The 14,864-nt window shown below is 73.2% G+C and carries 11 protein-coding genes, 1 tRNA gene and 1 pseudogene; 7 read left to right on the top strand and 6 right to left on the bottom strand.

Annotated elements, in window-relative coordinates; genetic code table 11:
* Positions 1–32: 32 nt before the first annotated feature.
* Genes OG444_RS31050 through OG444_RS31040 form a run of 3 tightly spaced genes read left to right on the top strand, consistent with a single transcriptional unit; the run spans position 33 to position 3,636 of the window.
* Positions 33–1,619, top strand: a complete 1,587-nt coding sequence (locus tag OG444_RS31050) for a YfcC family protein (RefSeq protein WP_327265307.1) — start codon at positions 33–35, stop codon at positions 1,617–1,619.
* Between the two features lie 59 nt (positions 1,620–1,678).
* Positions 1,679–2,989, top strand: coding sequence for a sensor histidine kinase (locus tag OG444_RS31045; RefSeq protein ID WP_327265306.1), 1,311 nt, complete (start codon positions 1,679–1,681; stop codon positions 2,987–2,989).
* Positions 2,977–3,636 (top strand): response regulator transcription factor, encoded by a 660-nt coding sequence (locus OG444_RS31040; protein WP_327265305.1) that lies wholly within the window; start codon positions 2,977–2,979, stop codon positions 3,634–3,636. The genes OG444_RS31045 and OG444_RS31040 overlap by 13 nt, the downstream gene beginning before the upstream one ends.
* An 18-nt stretch (positions 3,637–3,654) precedes the next feature.
* Here the strand turns inward: OG444_RS31040 and OG444_RS31035 are convergent, their stop codons facing one another.
* Complete coding sequence (locus OG444_RS31035; RefSeq protein WP_327265304.1) at positions 3,655–4,860, bottom strand: glycosyltransferase 87 family protein; 1,206 nt, start codon at positions 4,858–4,860, stop codon at positions 3,655–3,657.
* Between the two features lie 171 nt (positions 4,861–5,031).
* Positions 5,032–6,747 carry a methionine--tRNA ligase gene (gene metG / locus OG444_RS31030; protein WP_327265303.1) on the bottom strand — a complete coding sequence of 572 codons (1,716 nt, stop codon included), beginning with the start codon at positions 6,745–6,747 and terminating at the stop codon, positions 5,032–5,034.
* A gap of 530 nt (positions 6,748–7,277) precedes the next feature.
* Between metG and OG444_RS31025 the strand changes: the two genes are divergently transcribed.
* Entirely contained in the window at positions 7,278–7,826 is a 549-nt protein-coding gene (locus tag OG444_RS31025; RefSeq protein WP_327265302.1) for an RNA polymerase sigma factor, read from the top strand.
* 833 nt (positions 7,827–8,659) lie between these two features.
* Positions 8,660–9,379: pseudogene (locus OG444_RS31020) on the top strand (IclR family transcriptional regulator domain-containing protein); the annotation flags it as partial.
* A gap of 415 nt (positions 9,380–9,794) precedes the next feature.
* Here the strand turns inward: OG444_RS31020 and OG444_RS31015 are convergent.
* Together OG444_RS31015 and OG444_RS31010 are read right to left on the bottom strand one after the other, a co-directional pair.
* Positions 9,795–9,879, bottom strand: a tRNA-Leu gene (locus OG444_RS31015).
* 247 nt (positions 9,880–10,126) lie between these two features.
* Positions 10,127–11,068 carry a beta-ketoacyl-ACP synthase III gene (locus OG444_RS31010; protein WP_327265301.1) on the bottom strand — a complete coding sequence of 314 codons (942 nt, stop codon included), beginning with the start codon at positions 11,066–11,068 and terminating at the stop codon, positions 10,127–10,129.
* A 204-nt stretch (positions 11,069–11,272) separates the two neighbouring features.
* Here OG444_RS31010 and fdhD point away from each other — a divergent pair, with 204 nt between their 5' ends.
* Positions 11,273–12,100 carry a formate dehydrogenase accessory sulfurtransferase FdhD gene (fdhD, locus tag OG444_RS31005; protein ID WP_327265300.1) on the top strand — a complete coding sequence of 276 codons (828 nt, stop codon included), beginning with the start codon at positions 11,273–11,275 and terminating at the stop codon, positions 12,098–12,100.
* 201 nt (positions 12,101–12,301) lie between these two features.
* Here the strand turns inward: fdhD and OG444_RS31000 are convergent, their stop codons facing one another.
* The gene (locus OG444_RS31000) at positions 12,302–12,733 is read right to left on the bottom strand and encodes a (2Fe-2S) ferredoxin domain-containing protein (protein WP_327265299.1); all 432 of its coding nucleotides are present in this window, start codon (positions 12,731–12,733) and stop codon (positions 12,302–12,304) included.
* Between the two features lie 9 nt (positions 12,734–12,742).
* Positions 12,743–13,783: a bile acid:sodium symporter family protein gene (locus OG444_RS30995; protein ID WP_327265298.1), complete on the bottom strand. Its 1,041-nt coding sequence runs from the start codon at positions 13,781–13,783 to the stop codon at positions 12,743–12,745.
* A gap of 129 nt (positions 13,784–13,912) precedes the next feature.
* On the opposite strand from OG444_RS30995, the gene OG444_RS30990 reads away from it, so the two are divergent.
* Entirely contained in the window at positions 13,913–14,770 is an 858-nt protein-coding gene (locus OG444_RS30990) for a LysR substrate-binding domain-containing protein (RefSeq protein ID WP_327265297.1), read from the top strand.
* Positions 14,771–14,864 lie beyond the last annotated feature (94 nt).

The raw sequence follows: 14,864 nt of genomic DNA, 5'->3' as shown, positions 1-14,864 counted from the left end.
CTCCATGATCGGAGGGGCGGACCCTCACAGGGATGGTGGCGGATGGAACCGGACAGCCGGGGCACGCGTTGAGCACCGCTCCGCCGCCTCCCGCCGCTCCGGCCCCGCCCCCGCCCGAGGCCCCGCAGGAGCCCGTCGGCAAGGGGTTCGCCTTTCCGAGCGCGCTGACCGTCCTGGCCATCGTCACGGTGGCCGTCTGGCTGCTGGCCTTCCTCGTCCCGGCCGGCCAGTACGAGCGCAACGAGCGCGGGGCCCCCGTCTCCGGCACCTACCGCCAGGTCGAGGACAGCCGCAGCTTCACCGACCGCCTGAACGACCTCTTCCTCGCCCCCGTGAACGGGCTCTACGGCATCCGGGACGAGAAGACCGGCGAGGTCGGCCCCGCCTTCAGCGGCGACCTGTACGGCAGCGCGGGCGTCTTCCTCTTCGTCCTCGCCATCGGCGCCTTCATCACCGTCGTCTTCGCCACCGGCGCCCTCGACCGCGGTATCGCCCGCCTCGCCCACCGGCTGCGCCGGCGCGGCGCCCTGCTGATCGCCGCCGTGATGCTGGTGTTCTCCGTCCTCGGCACCGTCGAGGGCTTCGCGGAGGAGACCCTCGGCTTCTACGGCCTGCTGGTGCCGATGATGCTGGCCCTCGGCTACGACCGGATGGTCGCCGTCGGAGCGGCCATCCTCGGCGCGGGGATCGGCGTCCTGTGCTCCACCGTGAACCCCTTCGCGACCGGTCTGGCCTCGGCGGCCGCCGACATCTCGCTGGGCGACGGCATCGCCCTGCGCTTCGTGATGTGGGTGGTCCTGACGACCGTCACCATCCTCTACGTCGTCCGGTACGCGAAGCGCGTCGAGAAGGACCCGGCCAAGTCCCTGTGCGGCTTCCTCCCGGGCGACCGGGAACACCGGGCGACGGGAGCCGACGAGGTCGCACCGGAACTGACGCGCCTGCACCGGACGGTGCTGGTCCTGCTCGCCCTGGTCTTCGGCTTCATGATCTTCTCGGTGGTCCCCTGGGCGGGCGCGCTCACCGGCGAGGCGGAGGCGGTTCCGTACTCCTGGGAGCTGGGCTGGTCCTTCCCGGAGCTCTCCGCGCTGTTCCTGTGCGCGGCGGTGCTCGTGGGTCTGGTGGCACGGATGGGAGAGGCGGAGATCAGCTCCACGATCATCCGGGGCGCCGCCGATTTCATGGCGCCGGCGCTGGTCATCATGCTGGCGCGCGGGGTCACGGTCATCATGAACAACTCCAGGATCACCGACACCGTCCTGCATTCGATCGAGGACGTGGTGAAGGGGACCTCGTCCTCGCTCTTCGCAGTGATCGTCTTCCTGGTCAACCTCCCGCTGGCCTTCCTGATCCCCTCCACCTCGGGCCACGCCACCCTCGTCATGCCCATCCTGGCCCCGCTCGCCGACTTCGCGGGCGTCTCCCGGGCGCTGGCGGTCACGGCCTGGCAGTCGGCCAGCGGCTGGATGAACCTGTGGGTGCCCACCTCGGCCGTGACCATCGGCGGCGTCGCCCTGGCCAAGGTCGGCTACGACAAGTACCTGCGCTTCGTCTGGCCCCTGCTGGCCGTCCTGCTCGTGCTGATCTGCGGCTTCCTGGCTCTGGGCGCAGCCATGTGAGGACCTGTCACCGACCCCACCGGGGTCACGAACGGACGCCTCGCCTAGGCTGGGCGGACATGTCCGACGACCTGCCCCTCGCCGATCCGCCCGCCGCACCGCCGGTGGCCGTCCTCGCGGCGATACGCCGGCCGCTGCGGTTCATCGGCTCGTGGTGGCCCTGGCGGTGCTGGGCGTACCTGGGCAGCGGGCTCCTCGTCGGCTATCCCGTATGCGTCGTCCTCGTACTGCTCGTCGGCTTCGGGGTGGCACTGGCGGTCGTCGGGATCGGCCTGCTGCTCCTGGTCGGCGCCGTCGTCGCAGGCGTGCCGCTGGGGGCGCTGGAGCGGTGGCGGCTGCGGTGGGTGGAGCCCGTGCCCGTACCGGATCCGCACACTTCCCTGGCCGGTGCCGGGCCCGCGGCCTGGCTGCGTACCCGGCTCCGGGAACGGGCCACCTGGCGGGAGTTCGCGTACGCCGCCCTGCTCGGACCTGCCTTCGGGGCGGCCGGGTTCGCGGTGCTCACGCTGCTCGCCTTCTCCCTGATCCTGGTCGCGGCCCCGGGCATCGTCCTGGCCCTTGCCCCGGAACACGTGATGCTGATCCCCGGCAGGCCGGTCTCCGGACCACTGGAGGCCCTCGGCGGCACGGCCGTCGGCCTGGCCGGGCTGCTGGTGGCGGCGTACGCGGGCGCCCTGCTGGCCGGGGCCCAGGTGAGGACCGCCCGCGTGCTGCTCGGACCACGTGTGGAATCCGACCGGATCCTGGAGCTGACCCGCTCCCGGGTCCGTCTCGTCGACGCCTTCGAGGCCGAACGGCGGCGCATCGAACGGGATCTGCACGACGGCGCGCAGCAGCAGCTGGTCGCGCTCAGCATGACCCTGGGCCTCGCCGAGATGGAACTGCGCGGGATCCCGCAGGCGGCCGCGGCCACCGCGCTGGTGTCCCGGGGCCGCGGCGAGGCCAAGGTCGCCCTGGAGCAACTGCGCGATCTCGTCAGGGGGATCCACCCGCAGGTCCTGACCGACCACGGGCTCGCGGCAGCCGTGGCCGAGGTGGCGCTGCGCCATCCCGTACCGGTGACCGTGGACCTCGACGTGCCCCGGCTGGCCGAGTCGGTGGAGGTCACGGCGTACTTCACCGTCACCGAGGCGCTGGCCAACGCGGCCAAGCACAGTGGTGCCTCGCGCGTCGCCGTCGTCGGCAGGGTCGAGGGTGACCGGCTCACCCTCACCGTCACCGACGACGGCCGCGGCGGCGCCGACCCCGGCGCGGGGGCGGGTCTTGCAGGACTCGCGGACAGGGTCGCGATGCTGAAGGGCAGGCTCGTGGTGTCCAGTCCGGTGGGCGGACCGACCCGGCTCCGGGTGGAGGTGCCGTGCTCCGGCTGATCCTCGCCGAGGACTCGGTGCTGCTGCGTGCGGGGCTGACGGAACTGCTCACCCGCGGCGGCCATCAGGTCCTCGCTGCCGTCGGCAGCTCCGAGGAGCTCGTTCGGGCGGTGGAGGCGCAGCGGCCGGACGTCGTCGTCACCGATGTGCGGATGCCGCCCGGCTTTCGCGACGAAGGCCTGCGGGCGGCACTCGAACTCCGCTCCCGGGACTCCTCGTTGCCCGTGCTCGTGCTCTCGCAGTACGTGGCCACGGCCTACGCCGCCCAGCTGCTCACCGGCGCCTCCACGGCCGGGCTGGGCTACCTCCTCAAGGACCGTGTGGGCGAGGTGGCCGAATTCCTCGACGCCCTGCAGCAGGTCGCCGACGGCCGGACGGTCATCGACCCGGAGGTGGTACGGGTCCTGCTCAGCCGGCAGACCGAGGAGCGGCCGCTGGCCCGGCTGACGCCGCGGGAGCGGGAGGTGCTCACGCTGATGGCCTCGGGCCTCAACAACCAGGCCTTGGCGGCACGGCTGTTCATCAGCGAGGCCGCCGTCGTCAAACACGCCTCCAGCATCTTCATGAAGCTCGACCTCGACGCCACCGAGGGCAACCGCCGGGTCCTGGCGGTCCTCGCCCACCTGCGGGGCGCGGAGCCGGCGTGACCGCTCCCGGCGTCCCGGTCAGCGCCGGGCGGCCGCCCTCGGGCGGGGCACGCCGGAGCCGGCCACGACGCGGGAGACGCCCGGGGGCCTCACCGAGCGGGCCCAGACCACCAGCAGGAGCGGCAGTGCCAGGTAGCCGAATCGCCCGGCCGGGGCCAGCAGGAAGGCCAGGGTGAGGCCGAGGGCCAGCCGGTCGGCGGCGGCCACCACCGTGCGCGGCGGCCGGGCGAACAGGGAGAGGGCCACCGCGAGGCCTCCCGCCAGCAGCAGGCCCACCGTCAGGTACCACCCCCAGGGGCCCAGTTCGGCCAGCAGATGTCCGGGCAGCGGGCTGCTCGCCGGGGTCGGCACCCGGGCCCGCCCGGTGGGGAAGGCGAACACCTGATGCCACAGCTCCGCCGGCTGGAGCAGCGCGCCGGGCAGCACCAGCAGGGCCGTGCCCCCGGCCGCCACCAGCCCGCAGCGCACCGCCGGCCGCCCGCCCCGGCAGGCCGCGAGCAGAGCGACGGCCACCGCCACCGCGGGCAGCGCCGTCCACTTCAGGGCGCACGCCCCGGCGAGGGCCGCCCCGGCCAGGGCGGGCCGCCCGGCCGCCGCGGCGGCCAGTGCCAGGCAGCAGAGCCCGGCCAGCGGCAGGTCCACCCCGCTCACCGCGAGCGGGAGGGCCACCACCGGCGAGGCCACCAGCACGGGCAGCAGCCGGCCGGGTCCGCCACCGAGCAGCCGGCCCGGTGCGCCGCCGAGCAGCCGCCGGGCCGCCCACAGGCAGCCGAACAGGGCGGCCGCGCACCAGATGCGGGCGTCCCCCAGCAGCCGCACCACCCAGCCGTCGCCGCTGCCGAGCAGGGCCCGCGGGACACCGAGCAGGGCCATGCCCGGCAGGTACGGCGTGTACTCCTGGACGGCCGCGGGCCGGTCGACGTAGAGCCGTCCGGACTCCAGCAGCAGCCGCCCGGACCGTTCGATGACCGTCACCTCCGACTGCCCCTGTCCGGTCAGCACCAGCCACAGGAGCGGTAGGGCCAGGGCGCCCAGCAGTGCGGCGGCGAGCCCGGCGCGGCGGTGGCCGGACAGGGTGGCCCCGGCGGCCACGAGGTATCCGGCGGCGGCGCACCAGCCCCAGAGCCGGTGGGGTTCCAGCGAGGAGAACAGCGGGAAGGACAGCGCCCACGCGGCGGCGAGCAGCCAGCCGGTGGTCCACCGGGCGGTACGGGAAAGGGTCATGGCCCCATTCCAGCCGCGCGGCCGCACCGGGTCTGCACGCCCAGGTGGACACTTCGCGGTGGGGTTTTCCCTACCGTCCCCGCCCTGCCCGCACCACCCCCACCCTGCGGGTATGCGAAAGGGGCGCGGCCCCGGAAGGCCGCGCCCCTCGCGGAGCGGTCACGCGAAGGCTCAGGCCTCCGGGGATCCGCCGAAGCGCTCGCGGTAGGACTCCAGGTCCTCCTCGGTGACCCGGGCGAACAGGACCGGCGGCACGGTGAACGGGGTGCCCGCGGCAACGGCGTCCAGGGACCGGGCCTGCTCCGGGGTGATCCACGTGGCCGTGTCGTCGGCGAGCGCGAACGACGAGCGCATGGCGCGCGCCGAGGCCGGGATGAACGGCTCGGAGACCACCGAGTAGAGGTGGATGAGGTTCATCGCGGTGCGCAGGGTGAGCGCCGCGCCGTCCAGGTCGGTCTTGACCTCCAGCCAGGGGGCCTTCTCGTCCAGGTACGCGTTTCCGGCCGACCACAGGGCGCGCAGCGCGGCTGCGGCCTTGCGGTACTGGAGGGAGTCCATGTGGCCCTCGTACTCGGCCAGCAGGACGGCGATCTGCTCGCCGAGCTTGGCCTCGGCCTCGGCCGCGGGGCTGCCGGCGGGGACCTCGTCACCGAACTTCTTGCGGGAGAAGGTCAGTACGCGGTTGACGAAGTTGCCGAGTGTGCCGCCGAGGTCCTTGTTGACCGTGGTGGTGAAGTGCTCCCACGTGAAGGACGAGTCGTCGGACTCGGGCGCGTTGGCGATGAGGAAGTAGCGCCAGAAGTCGGCCGGGAGGGTCTCCAGCGCCTGGTCGGTGAAGACGCCGCGCTTCTGCGAGGTGGAGAACTTGCCGCCGTAGTACGTCAGCCAGTTGAAGGCCTTGACGTAGTCGACCTTCTTCCACGGCTCGCGGGTGGCCAGCTCGGTGGCGGGGAACATCACCGTGTGGAACGGGACGTTGTCCTTGGCCATGAACTGGGTGTAGCGGACGTCCTCGGCCTCGTACCACCACGACTTGTAGTCGCGGTTCGCCGGGTCCAGGTCCGACCACTCCTTGGTGGCGCCGATGTACTCGATCGGGGCGTCGAACCAGACGTAGAAGACCTTGCCCTCGGCGGCCAGCTCGGGCCAGGTGTCGGCCGGGACCGGGACACCCCACTCGAGGTCACGCGTGATGGCACGGTCGTGCAGGCCCTCGGTCAGCCACTTGCGGGCGATGGAGGAGGCGAGCTGCGGCCACTCCTCCTCGTGCTCGGCGACCCAGGCCTCGACCTCGTGCTGGAGCTTGGACTGCAGGAGGAAGAGGTGCTTGGTCTCGCGGACCTCCAGCTCGGTGGAGCCGGAGATGGCCGAGCGGGGCTCGATCAGGTCCGTGGGGTCCAGGACGCGGGTGCAGTTCTCGCACTGGTCGCCGCGGGCCTTGTCGTAGCCGCAGTGCGGGCAGGTGCCCTCGACGTAGCGGTCCGGGAGGAAGCGGCCGTCGACCGGCGAGTACACCTGCCGGATCGCACGCTCCTCGATGAAGCCGTTCTCCTGGAGCCGGCGCGCGAAGTGCTGGGTGATCTCGCGGTTCTGCGCGGAGGAGCTGCGGCCGAAGTAGTCGAAGGACAGCTCGAAGCCGTCGTAGACCGCCTTCTGGGCGTCGTGGGCCTGCGCACAGAACTCGGCGACCGAGATGCCGGCCTCCTTGGCGGCGAGTTCGGCGGGGGTGCCGTGCTCGTCGGTGGCGCAGATGTACAGGACGTCGTGGCCGCGCTGGCGGAGGTACCGGGAGTACACATCCGCCGGAAGCATCGACCCGACCATGTTGCCCAGGTGCTTGATCCCGTTGATGTAGGGAAGCGCGCTGGTGATCAGGTGTCGAGCCATCCTCGGATGCTCCATTTCCTATGTGCGGTACAACGTGACGTCACGGATTGTGAACGCGGTTCATCGTATCGAACCGCCGAAAGGCCACGCGCCGCATTTGTTATGGGTGGACGTAACGCAAAAGCGAGGGCAGTGACCTCTCCGTCACGGCCCTCGCAATCAGGGCCATGTTACAGCCGGACGGCGGCGCACCCGACCGGCGTCCGGCCGACGTCCGACCGGCGTCCGAGCGGCGTCCGGCCGACGTCCGACCGGTGTCCGACCGATGTCCGATCGGCAGCGCCGCCGCGATGGCACCGGCAGCGGGCATATGCATACGTGCTGGCTGGAGCCGTGCGCGATCGAGATCGATCACGGGTCGATCATCCGCGACGCATTGCTTCCAGGTTTCTTCTCTGCGCCCTCCGAGTGCGCCCTCGCTGCTTTCCTGTTCAGCGCACAGGGGATGAGGTGGAGCGGTGAACGATGGCGGACCGGAGGAGTCCGGTGGGGCCGTGGGACTACCGAGCCGGCGTCGGCGGCCGACTCCCATGAGCCAGTGGGACCCGACGGCGCGCCTGTCGTACTGGGCCTTCCACGCGAACCGGCGGCCCGCGTACATGCGCTTCGCGTATCTGCAGCTGGGCTCCGACGCGGCGGCGGAGGAGGCGGTGGACGCCACCTTCGACTCGATCATGGGCGAGTGGCTGCGGATGCTCCACATGGACCGCCTGGACGCCTACGCCTGGGCCGTCCTCAAGCAGTGCCTGATCGACCGGCAGCGCCGGCGCCACCCCTGGCAGCAGCGGCCCGAGCCGACGGACATCAGCGCCTTCGAAGCCGCCCTCACAGAGGCCCACGCCGATCAGTACGAGGTGCTGACCGACACCATCCGCTTCTACTCCGCCGTCTCCCGGCTCGCCGAGCGCCAGCGGGACGCCGTCCTCCTGCGGTACGGGCTCCAGTGCACCCCCGGTGAGGCCGCCGCCGTGATGGGCGTCGACGAGGCCACGGTCCGCTCCTACCTCGGGCAGGCCCACCGGCGGCTCGCCCGCCTGCTCGACACGTCCGCCGCTTCACCCGAATCAGCCGGATCATGAGGCGCCACGAACGGCAGGAGCGGCAGGAGGGCGACCCGATCCCCCGCTCCCTGGCCGAGCTCCTCGCCCGGGCGGGCGTCCGCGACCGCTACCCGCACTACGACCTCGGCGCGGCCGAGGCCCGGCTGCTGCGGGCCACACCGCACGCCCCCGCCTCCGTCTCGGCTTCCGCCCCCGGACACCGCACCCGGCGGCGGTCGGTGCACGGCTGGAGCGACCCCGCCCGGGACTGCCCGCTCGACGCCGAACGGGCCCGGCGCGACCTCAAGGCCGTCTGCCTGGCCTCCGCGTGCGCACCGAAGGCAGGGGCGCACCTCGACTCCTTCCTCTCCGACGGCCGCACCGACCTGGCCGGGGCCGTCGTCTTCGGCTGTCTGCTGTACCTGGCCGGGCTGCGCGAAGGGGCGCGCTTCTGGTGGCAGTTCGCCGCCGGGTCCGGCAGCCCGCGGACCTCGGCGGCGGCGTACTGCCTCTTCCTCGACCACTCCCGCCGCGGCGAGCACCACGACGCCCGGCACTGGGCGCGCGAGCTGGGCCGGCGCGGCTTCCGGCCGGGCGGGCGGCGGGATCTGCGGGAGGTCCGGCTGTGCGCGCAGGCGGCCGTGCTGCGCCACGTCGACCAATTCGAGGATCCCGACCTGGGACCGGTGCCGCTGCCCAGGCCTGGGCTGTCCGGGGTGCTGGCCTCTTTCCTGCCGCCGCCCGTCACCGTGTCGGCCTCGGTCCCGGCGCCGACGGTGGCCGCGCTGCGGCCGGCCGCGGGGCCGCTGCGCCACCCCGCGCTGACGGCGGCGGCCCGCGGGACCCCCGGCCGGGCCGGGACCGGGCAGGCCATGGCGGAGGCCCGCCGCGCCCTGGCCGTCGTACGCGTCCTGGAGCGGCACCCGCTGGGGGTGCGGGCTGACCGGCTCGCCCGGGAGTCCGGCCTCGGCGAAGCGGAACTGCGGCCCCTGGTGGCGATGTTGTGCGAGGAGGAGTACGCGGTGCGCCCGGCCCTCGGGGTGTACGGGCGCGGCCCCGCCCTGGAACGGCTCGCCGCCCCCGGCGGGCACGGCCTGGCCGGGCAGCTCCAGCGCACGCTGGCACTGGCCCGGGACAGTGCGCGCGCCGCGGTCTACCTCAGCCGGTACGCCGAGGGCGAGGTCCGGATCACGCAGATGGCGGACGGGCCCGCGACCCCGCCGGTGCGGGAGTGGGTCGACTTCCGGGCCGCCGCGCACGCCAGCGCGGTCGGCAAGTGCCTGCTGACCCAGCTCGACCACGACCGCCGGGCCGACCACGTGGCCCGGCACCGGCCCGCGCGGCTCACCCCGAGGACCATCACCGACAGCCGGGTGCTGTTCAGTGCCCTGGACGCGGTCGCTCCGGGGGCGCCCGTGTTCGACCTGCGCGAATACTCCCCCGGGGTCGTCTGCGCGGCCGTCCCGATCGCCACCGGGGACGCCGCCGGGAGCCTCGCGCTGTCGCTGCCCTCGTCCCACGCCCACCGGCTGGGCGCAGCCACCGAGGCTCTGCGCCGCAAGGCGGTCCCGGTACTCCTGGCACTGCTCCTCACGGGCGCGATCCCGCCGGACGCCCCGGGTTCCCCGGACGCCCCGCCCCCGGCGGCCCAGCCCCGGCCGATGCGGGCCCCGGTCACCCCGGAGACCCTGCGCCACCTGCGGCGGCTCTTCCGTACCCCGCTCACCGGAGGCACTGCCACGGCGGGCGGCCCGCACCTGGTCAGCGACACCGCGGCCGCCGCGGCGTACCTCTTCGACGCGGCCGAGGACACCGACCAGCCCCGCCTGTCACTGCCCCACACCTTCACGTCACTGCCCCCGGGAGGCCTGACCACCCCGACGGGCCTGGTGGTCCTGGGCCCGTGACCGCTCCGGCGCCCGGAGGGGCCGCTCCGGGCGCTCCGGTCCGGTCCGGTCCGGAAAAACAGCAGGAGCCCCACACGATGTGTGGGGCTCCTGCTTGGTGTGTCCGAGGGGGGACTTGAACCCCCACGCCCGATAAAGGGCACTAGCACCTCAAGCTAGCGCGTCTGCCATTCCGCCACCCGGACCAGGTGGTCGGCCCCGGTTTCCCGCGGCGACATGGACAACAATAGCAAAGGATCGGCGGGGTTCCGACCACATATCCGGGCCGGGGATCGTCCGCCACGCCGGGCTGACCTGCATGCATACACCGACGCCCGTCGGCGGGACGGACCGTCTCGCCACCCGCCGCCCCGGCCTTCCCGGGCGGCGCGATGAAAGCAGAAAGCCGCCGCTCCCCCGCCGGAACGGCGCGGGGAACGGCGGCGGAAGCCGTCACGGGCAGTGGATGACCTGGCCGGCGTAGGAGAGGTTGCCGCCGAAACCGAAGAGGAGGACCGGAGCGCCGGAGGGGATCTCGCCGCGCTGGACCAGCTTCGACAGGGCCATCGGGATGCTGGCGGCCGAGGTGTTGCCGGACTCGATGACATCGCGGGCGACGACGGCGTTGACGGCGCCGATCTTGGCTGCGAGCGGCTCGATGATCCGCAGGTTGGCCTGGTGGAGGACGACCGCGGCCAGGTCCTCCGGGGTGATCCCGGCCTTCTCGCACACCTTGCGGGCGAGCGGCGGGAGCTGGCTGGTGGTCCAGCGGTAGACGGACTGGCCCTCCTGGGCGAAGACCGGCGGCGAGCCCTCGATCCGGACCGCGTTGCCCATCTCCGGGACCGAGCCCCACAGCACCGGGCCGATGCCCGGCTCCTCGCAGGCCTCGACCACGGCCGCGCCCGCACCGTCGCCGGTGAGCACGCAGGTCGTGCGGTCGCTCCAGTCGGTGATCTCGGTCATCTTGTCGGCGCCGATGACCAGCGCGCGGGTGGCGGAGCCGGCCCGGATGGCGTGGTCGGCGGTGGCCAGGGCGTGCGTGAAGCCCGAGCAGACGACGTTGATGTCCATCACGGCGGGGCCGCCGCCCATGCCCAGCTTGGCGGCGACGCGCGCGGCCATGTTGGGCGAACGGTCGATCGCGGTCGAGGTGGCGACCAGCACCAGGTCGATGTCGTCCGGGGTCAGGCCGGCACCGGCCAGCGCCTTGCCCGCCGCCTGGTAGGCCAGCTCGTCCACGGGTTCGTCAGGGCCCGCCATGTGGCGCGTGCGGATGCCGACGCGGGACCGGATCCACTCGTCGGTGGTGTCCACCATGGCCGCGAGGTCCTCGTTGGTGAGCACTTTCGCGGGCTGGTAGTGCCCTAGCGCCACCACGCGTGAACCGGTCATGGGCGGGGTCCCCCCTTGTACGGAAGTCAGGATCACCCAGCTTTGCCTGCTACTGATGGGTACGTGTGCGTGTGACCCGACAGGATTCCGGCCCCGGATTCTGTAGCTTCCCGAGGATCCACCTGCCGGGAGCACCGGGGGAAGCGGAACCGGGACAATGAGCGCGTCGGATGCCGGCGAGAACAGAAGGACGGACTGATCACCATGGGACGGGTCACCGAGCGCCGCCGCGTCGTCCGGATCCGTAACGGCGGAGCGGGCGTACGGCCGGACACACTGGTGGCCGAGGAGCCGCTGGAGATACGCCTGAACGGAAAACCGCTGGCCATCACGATGCGTACGCCGGGCGACGACTTCGCGCTGGCGGTGGGTTTCCTGGTCAGTGAGGGGGTGCTCGCGGCCGCGTCGGACGTGCAGGCCGTCACTTACTGCGAGGGGGCCACGGAGGACGGGTCGAACACCTACAACGTGGTGAACGTGCAACTGGCCGCCGGGATCCCGGTGCCGGACATCACGCTGGAGCGGAACGTCTACACGACCTCCTCCTGCGGCCTGTGCGGCAAGGCCAGCCTGGACGCGGTCCGTACGGCGACCCGCTTCCCGGGGCTCGCCACCGATCCGGTACGGGTCCCCGCGGAGGTCCTGTGCGCGATGCCGGACCGGCTGCGCGAGGCCCAGAAGGTCTTCGACCGGACGGGCGGACTGCACGCGGCCGGGCTGTTCACGGCGCAGGGCGAGCTGCTGGACCTGCGGGAGGACGTGGGCCGGCACAACGCGGTGGACAAGATCGTGGGCCGGGCGTACCAGGCCGGGCGGCTTCCGCTGGCGGGCTCGGTCCTGCTGGTGTCGGGCCGGGCCTCCTTCGAGCTGGTGCAGAAGGCCGTGATGGCGGGCATCCCGGTACTGGCGGCCGTCTCGGCGCCGTCCTCGCTGGCGGTGGACCTGGCCCTGGAGTCGGGGATGACGCTGGTCGGCTTCCTGCGGGGCCCGGACATGAACATCTACGCGGGCGAGGAGCGGATCACCCTGTAGCGGTGCGCCTGTACCGCTCCCAGTGGGTGCCGTGGGCCAGGAACCGGGCCCAGACGTCCGCGCCGTCGCCGGTGGCGTTCCCCTTGCCGGAGCCGTGAACGGCGAACCAGTCGGAGCACCCAGCTTCCCTCGGCGGGGGCGGCGACCGCGGCGACCAGCAGGCCGAACAGCACGAGCACCGCGCGGGCGAGGTTCTGCACGTCATCGCCCCCGGCGGGAGCGGCGCGCGGAGTTCGCGGCCGGCTTCGGTGCCGGGGGGTCGATGCGGTGGAGGTCCAGGGTGGGCGGGACCGGGGTGGTGCCCGGGCCGCCGGATTCGGCCCAGGCGATGATCTCGTCGGTCGCGGTGTCGTCGAGCGCCCAGCCGAACCAGGCCGCGCGGGCGCCGCGGCGGCGGGCCTCGGTGGTGGGCTGGACCACGATGACGTTGGCCTGGGCGCAGGGGCCGAGGCAGTCGCTCGTACGGACGGCCAGGCGGCCCCCGGAGGCGGCCGCGGCCTCGCGCAGCCGGGCGAGTTGGCCGGCGTGGTCGGAGCCCGGGTTCTTGCGGGGGTCGCCGCAGCAGCAGCCGCGGCAGACGACCAGGGTGCAGGGGCGTTCGGCGTGGGCGGCGAGCGGGCGTATCCAGGTCACCACCGAACGTTACCGGGACCGGGGCGCGGGCCGCCCGGCCGCGGGCGAGACGTCCGCCACACGGTCGGCGGCGAGTTCGGGCGCCGGATCCCCGGCGCGGCGCCGGGCGATGACCGCGCAGACCATCAACTGCATCTGGTGGAAGAGCATCAGCGGGAGCACGGCGAGGGCGGCGTGGGCCCCGAACAGCACGCTGGCCATGGGGAGTCCGGCGGCCAGGCTCTTCTTCGACCCGGCGAACTGGATGGCGATGCGGTCCGCGCGGCCGAAGCCGAGGCGGGTCGCTCCGTACCAGGTGGCGAGCAGCATGACGACGAGCAGTACGGCCTCCACCAGCATCAGGGCGGCGAGTTGGGGGAGGCTCACCCGGTGCCAGATGCCCGCGACCACGCCCGCGCTGAAGGCGGCGTAGACGACGAGCAGGATCGAGCCGCGGTCGACGCGGCCGAGGACCTGCTTGTGGCGGACGAGGAAGCCGCCGACCCAACGGCGCAGGAGCTGTCCGAGGAGGAAGGGCAGCAGGAGCTGGAGGGTGATCTTCAGGAGGGAGTCGGGTGAGGAACCGCCGGCGTCGCCGCCGAGCAGGCCCGCGGCGAGGAGGGGGGTGAGGACGATGCCGGCCAGGCTGGAGAAGGAGCCGGCGCAGATCGCGGCGGGCACGTTGCCGCGGGCGATCGAGGTGAAGGCGATGGAGGACTGGACGGTCGAGGGGACCAGGCAGAGGAACAGCAGGCCGCCGTAGAGCGACTGGGTCAGGACGCCGGGAACGAGGACGCGGGCGGCCAGGCCGAGGAGCGGGAAGAGCATGAAGGTGCAGGCGAGCACGGTGAGGTGGAGGCGCCAGTGGCGCAGGCCGTCGAGGGCCTCGCGGGTGGAGAGCCGGGCGCCGTAGAGGAAGAAGAGCAGGGCCACGGCCGCGGTGGAGGCCCCGTCGGCGAGGGTGGCGGCCGGGCCGCGGGCGGGGAGGAGGGCGGCGATGCCGACGGTGGCGAGCAGGGCCAGGACGTACGGGTCCAGGGGCAGCCGGGCGGGGAGGTGCGGGCGGCGCATGTCGGAGGTGCTCACTTGCTGTCGGGGCGGGGGCTCCCCTTCATGGTCGATGGCGGGCGGTCATCGGGAAACCCGCATACCGCACTCACTGCCATCGCATTCCGTGATGAGCGGGCTAACGTGGGCGGCATGTACGACCCTGTCCAGCTGCGGACGTTCCTCACGGTGGCCCAGACGCTCAGTTTCACGCAGGCCGCGGGGCGGCTCGGGGTGGGCCAGTCCACGGTCAGCCAGCACGTGCGGCGGCTGGAGGAAGCGACGGGGCGGCCGCTATTCGTCCGGGACACGCACAGCGTGGACCTGACGGAGGACGGCGAGGCGCTGCTCGGCTTCGCGCGGACGATCCTGGAGGCCAACGAGCGCGCGGCGGCCTTCTTCGCGGGGACGCGGCTGCGCGGGCGGCTGCGGTTCGGGGCGTCGGAGGACTTCGTGCTGACACGGCTTCCGGAGATCCTGGAGGGGTTCCGGCACGAGCATCCCGAGGTGGACCTCGAGCTGTCGGTGGAGCTCTCGGGGACGCTGCACGAGCGGCTGGACGCCGGGCGGCTGGACCTGGTGCTCGCCAAGCGGCGGGGGCCCGGGGACGAGCGGGGCCGGCTCGTCTGGCGGGACCGGATGGTGTGGATCGGGGCGGAGGGGCTGCGGGTGGACCCGGAGCGCCCTGTTCCGCTGATCGTCTTCCCGCCGCCGGGCATCACCCGGGCGCGGGCGCTGGAGGTGCTGGAGCGGGAGGGGCGGTCCTGGCGGATCGCGTGCACGAGCGGCAGCCTGAGCGGCCTGATCGCGGCGGCCCGGGCGGGGCTCGGCGTGATGGCGCACACCCGGGGGCTGATCCCGCCGGGCCTGGTGCGGATCGGCGGGCTGCCGGAGCTGGGGCCGGTGGAGTTCGCGCTGCTGCGGGGGGCGCGTCCGTCGGCCGCCGCAGAAGCGTTGGCCACGGCCGTACTCTCCGGCGCCGACCGGCTCAGCCGCACGTCAACAGCGTGAACACCGTGATCACTGGGGAGGTCTTGTGGAGGTATCCAAAGGCCGATCGCCCCCTGTTGACCATGAGGTACGTTCACCGCGGCGCGCGGAGAGG

The organism is Streptomyces sp. NBC_01232 (genome assembly GCF_035989885.1).
In the GTDB taxonomy this organism is placed as follows: domain Bacteria; phylum Actinomycetota; class Actinomycetes; order Streptomycetales; family Streptomycetaceae; genus Streptomyces.
The sequence above is the reverse complement of the archived record's forward strand: the minus strand, read 5'-3'. Positions and strand labels throughout refer to the sequence as shown.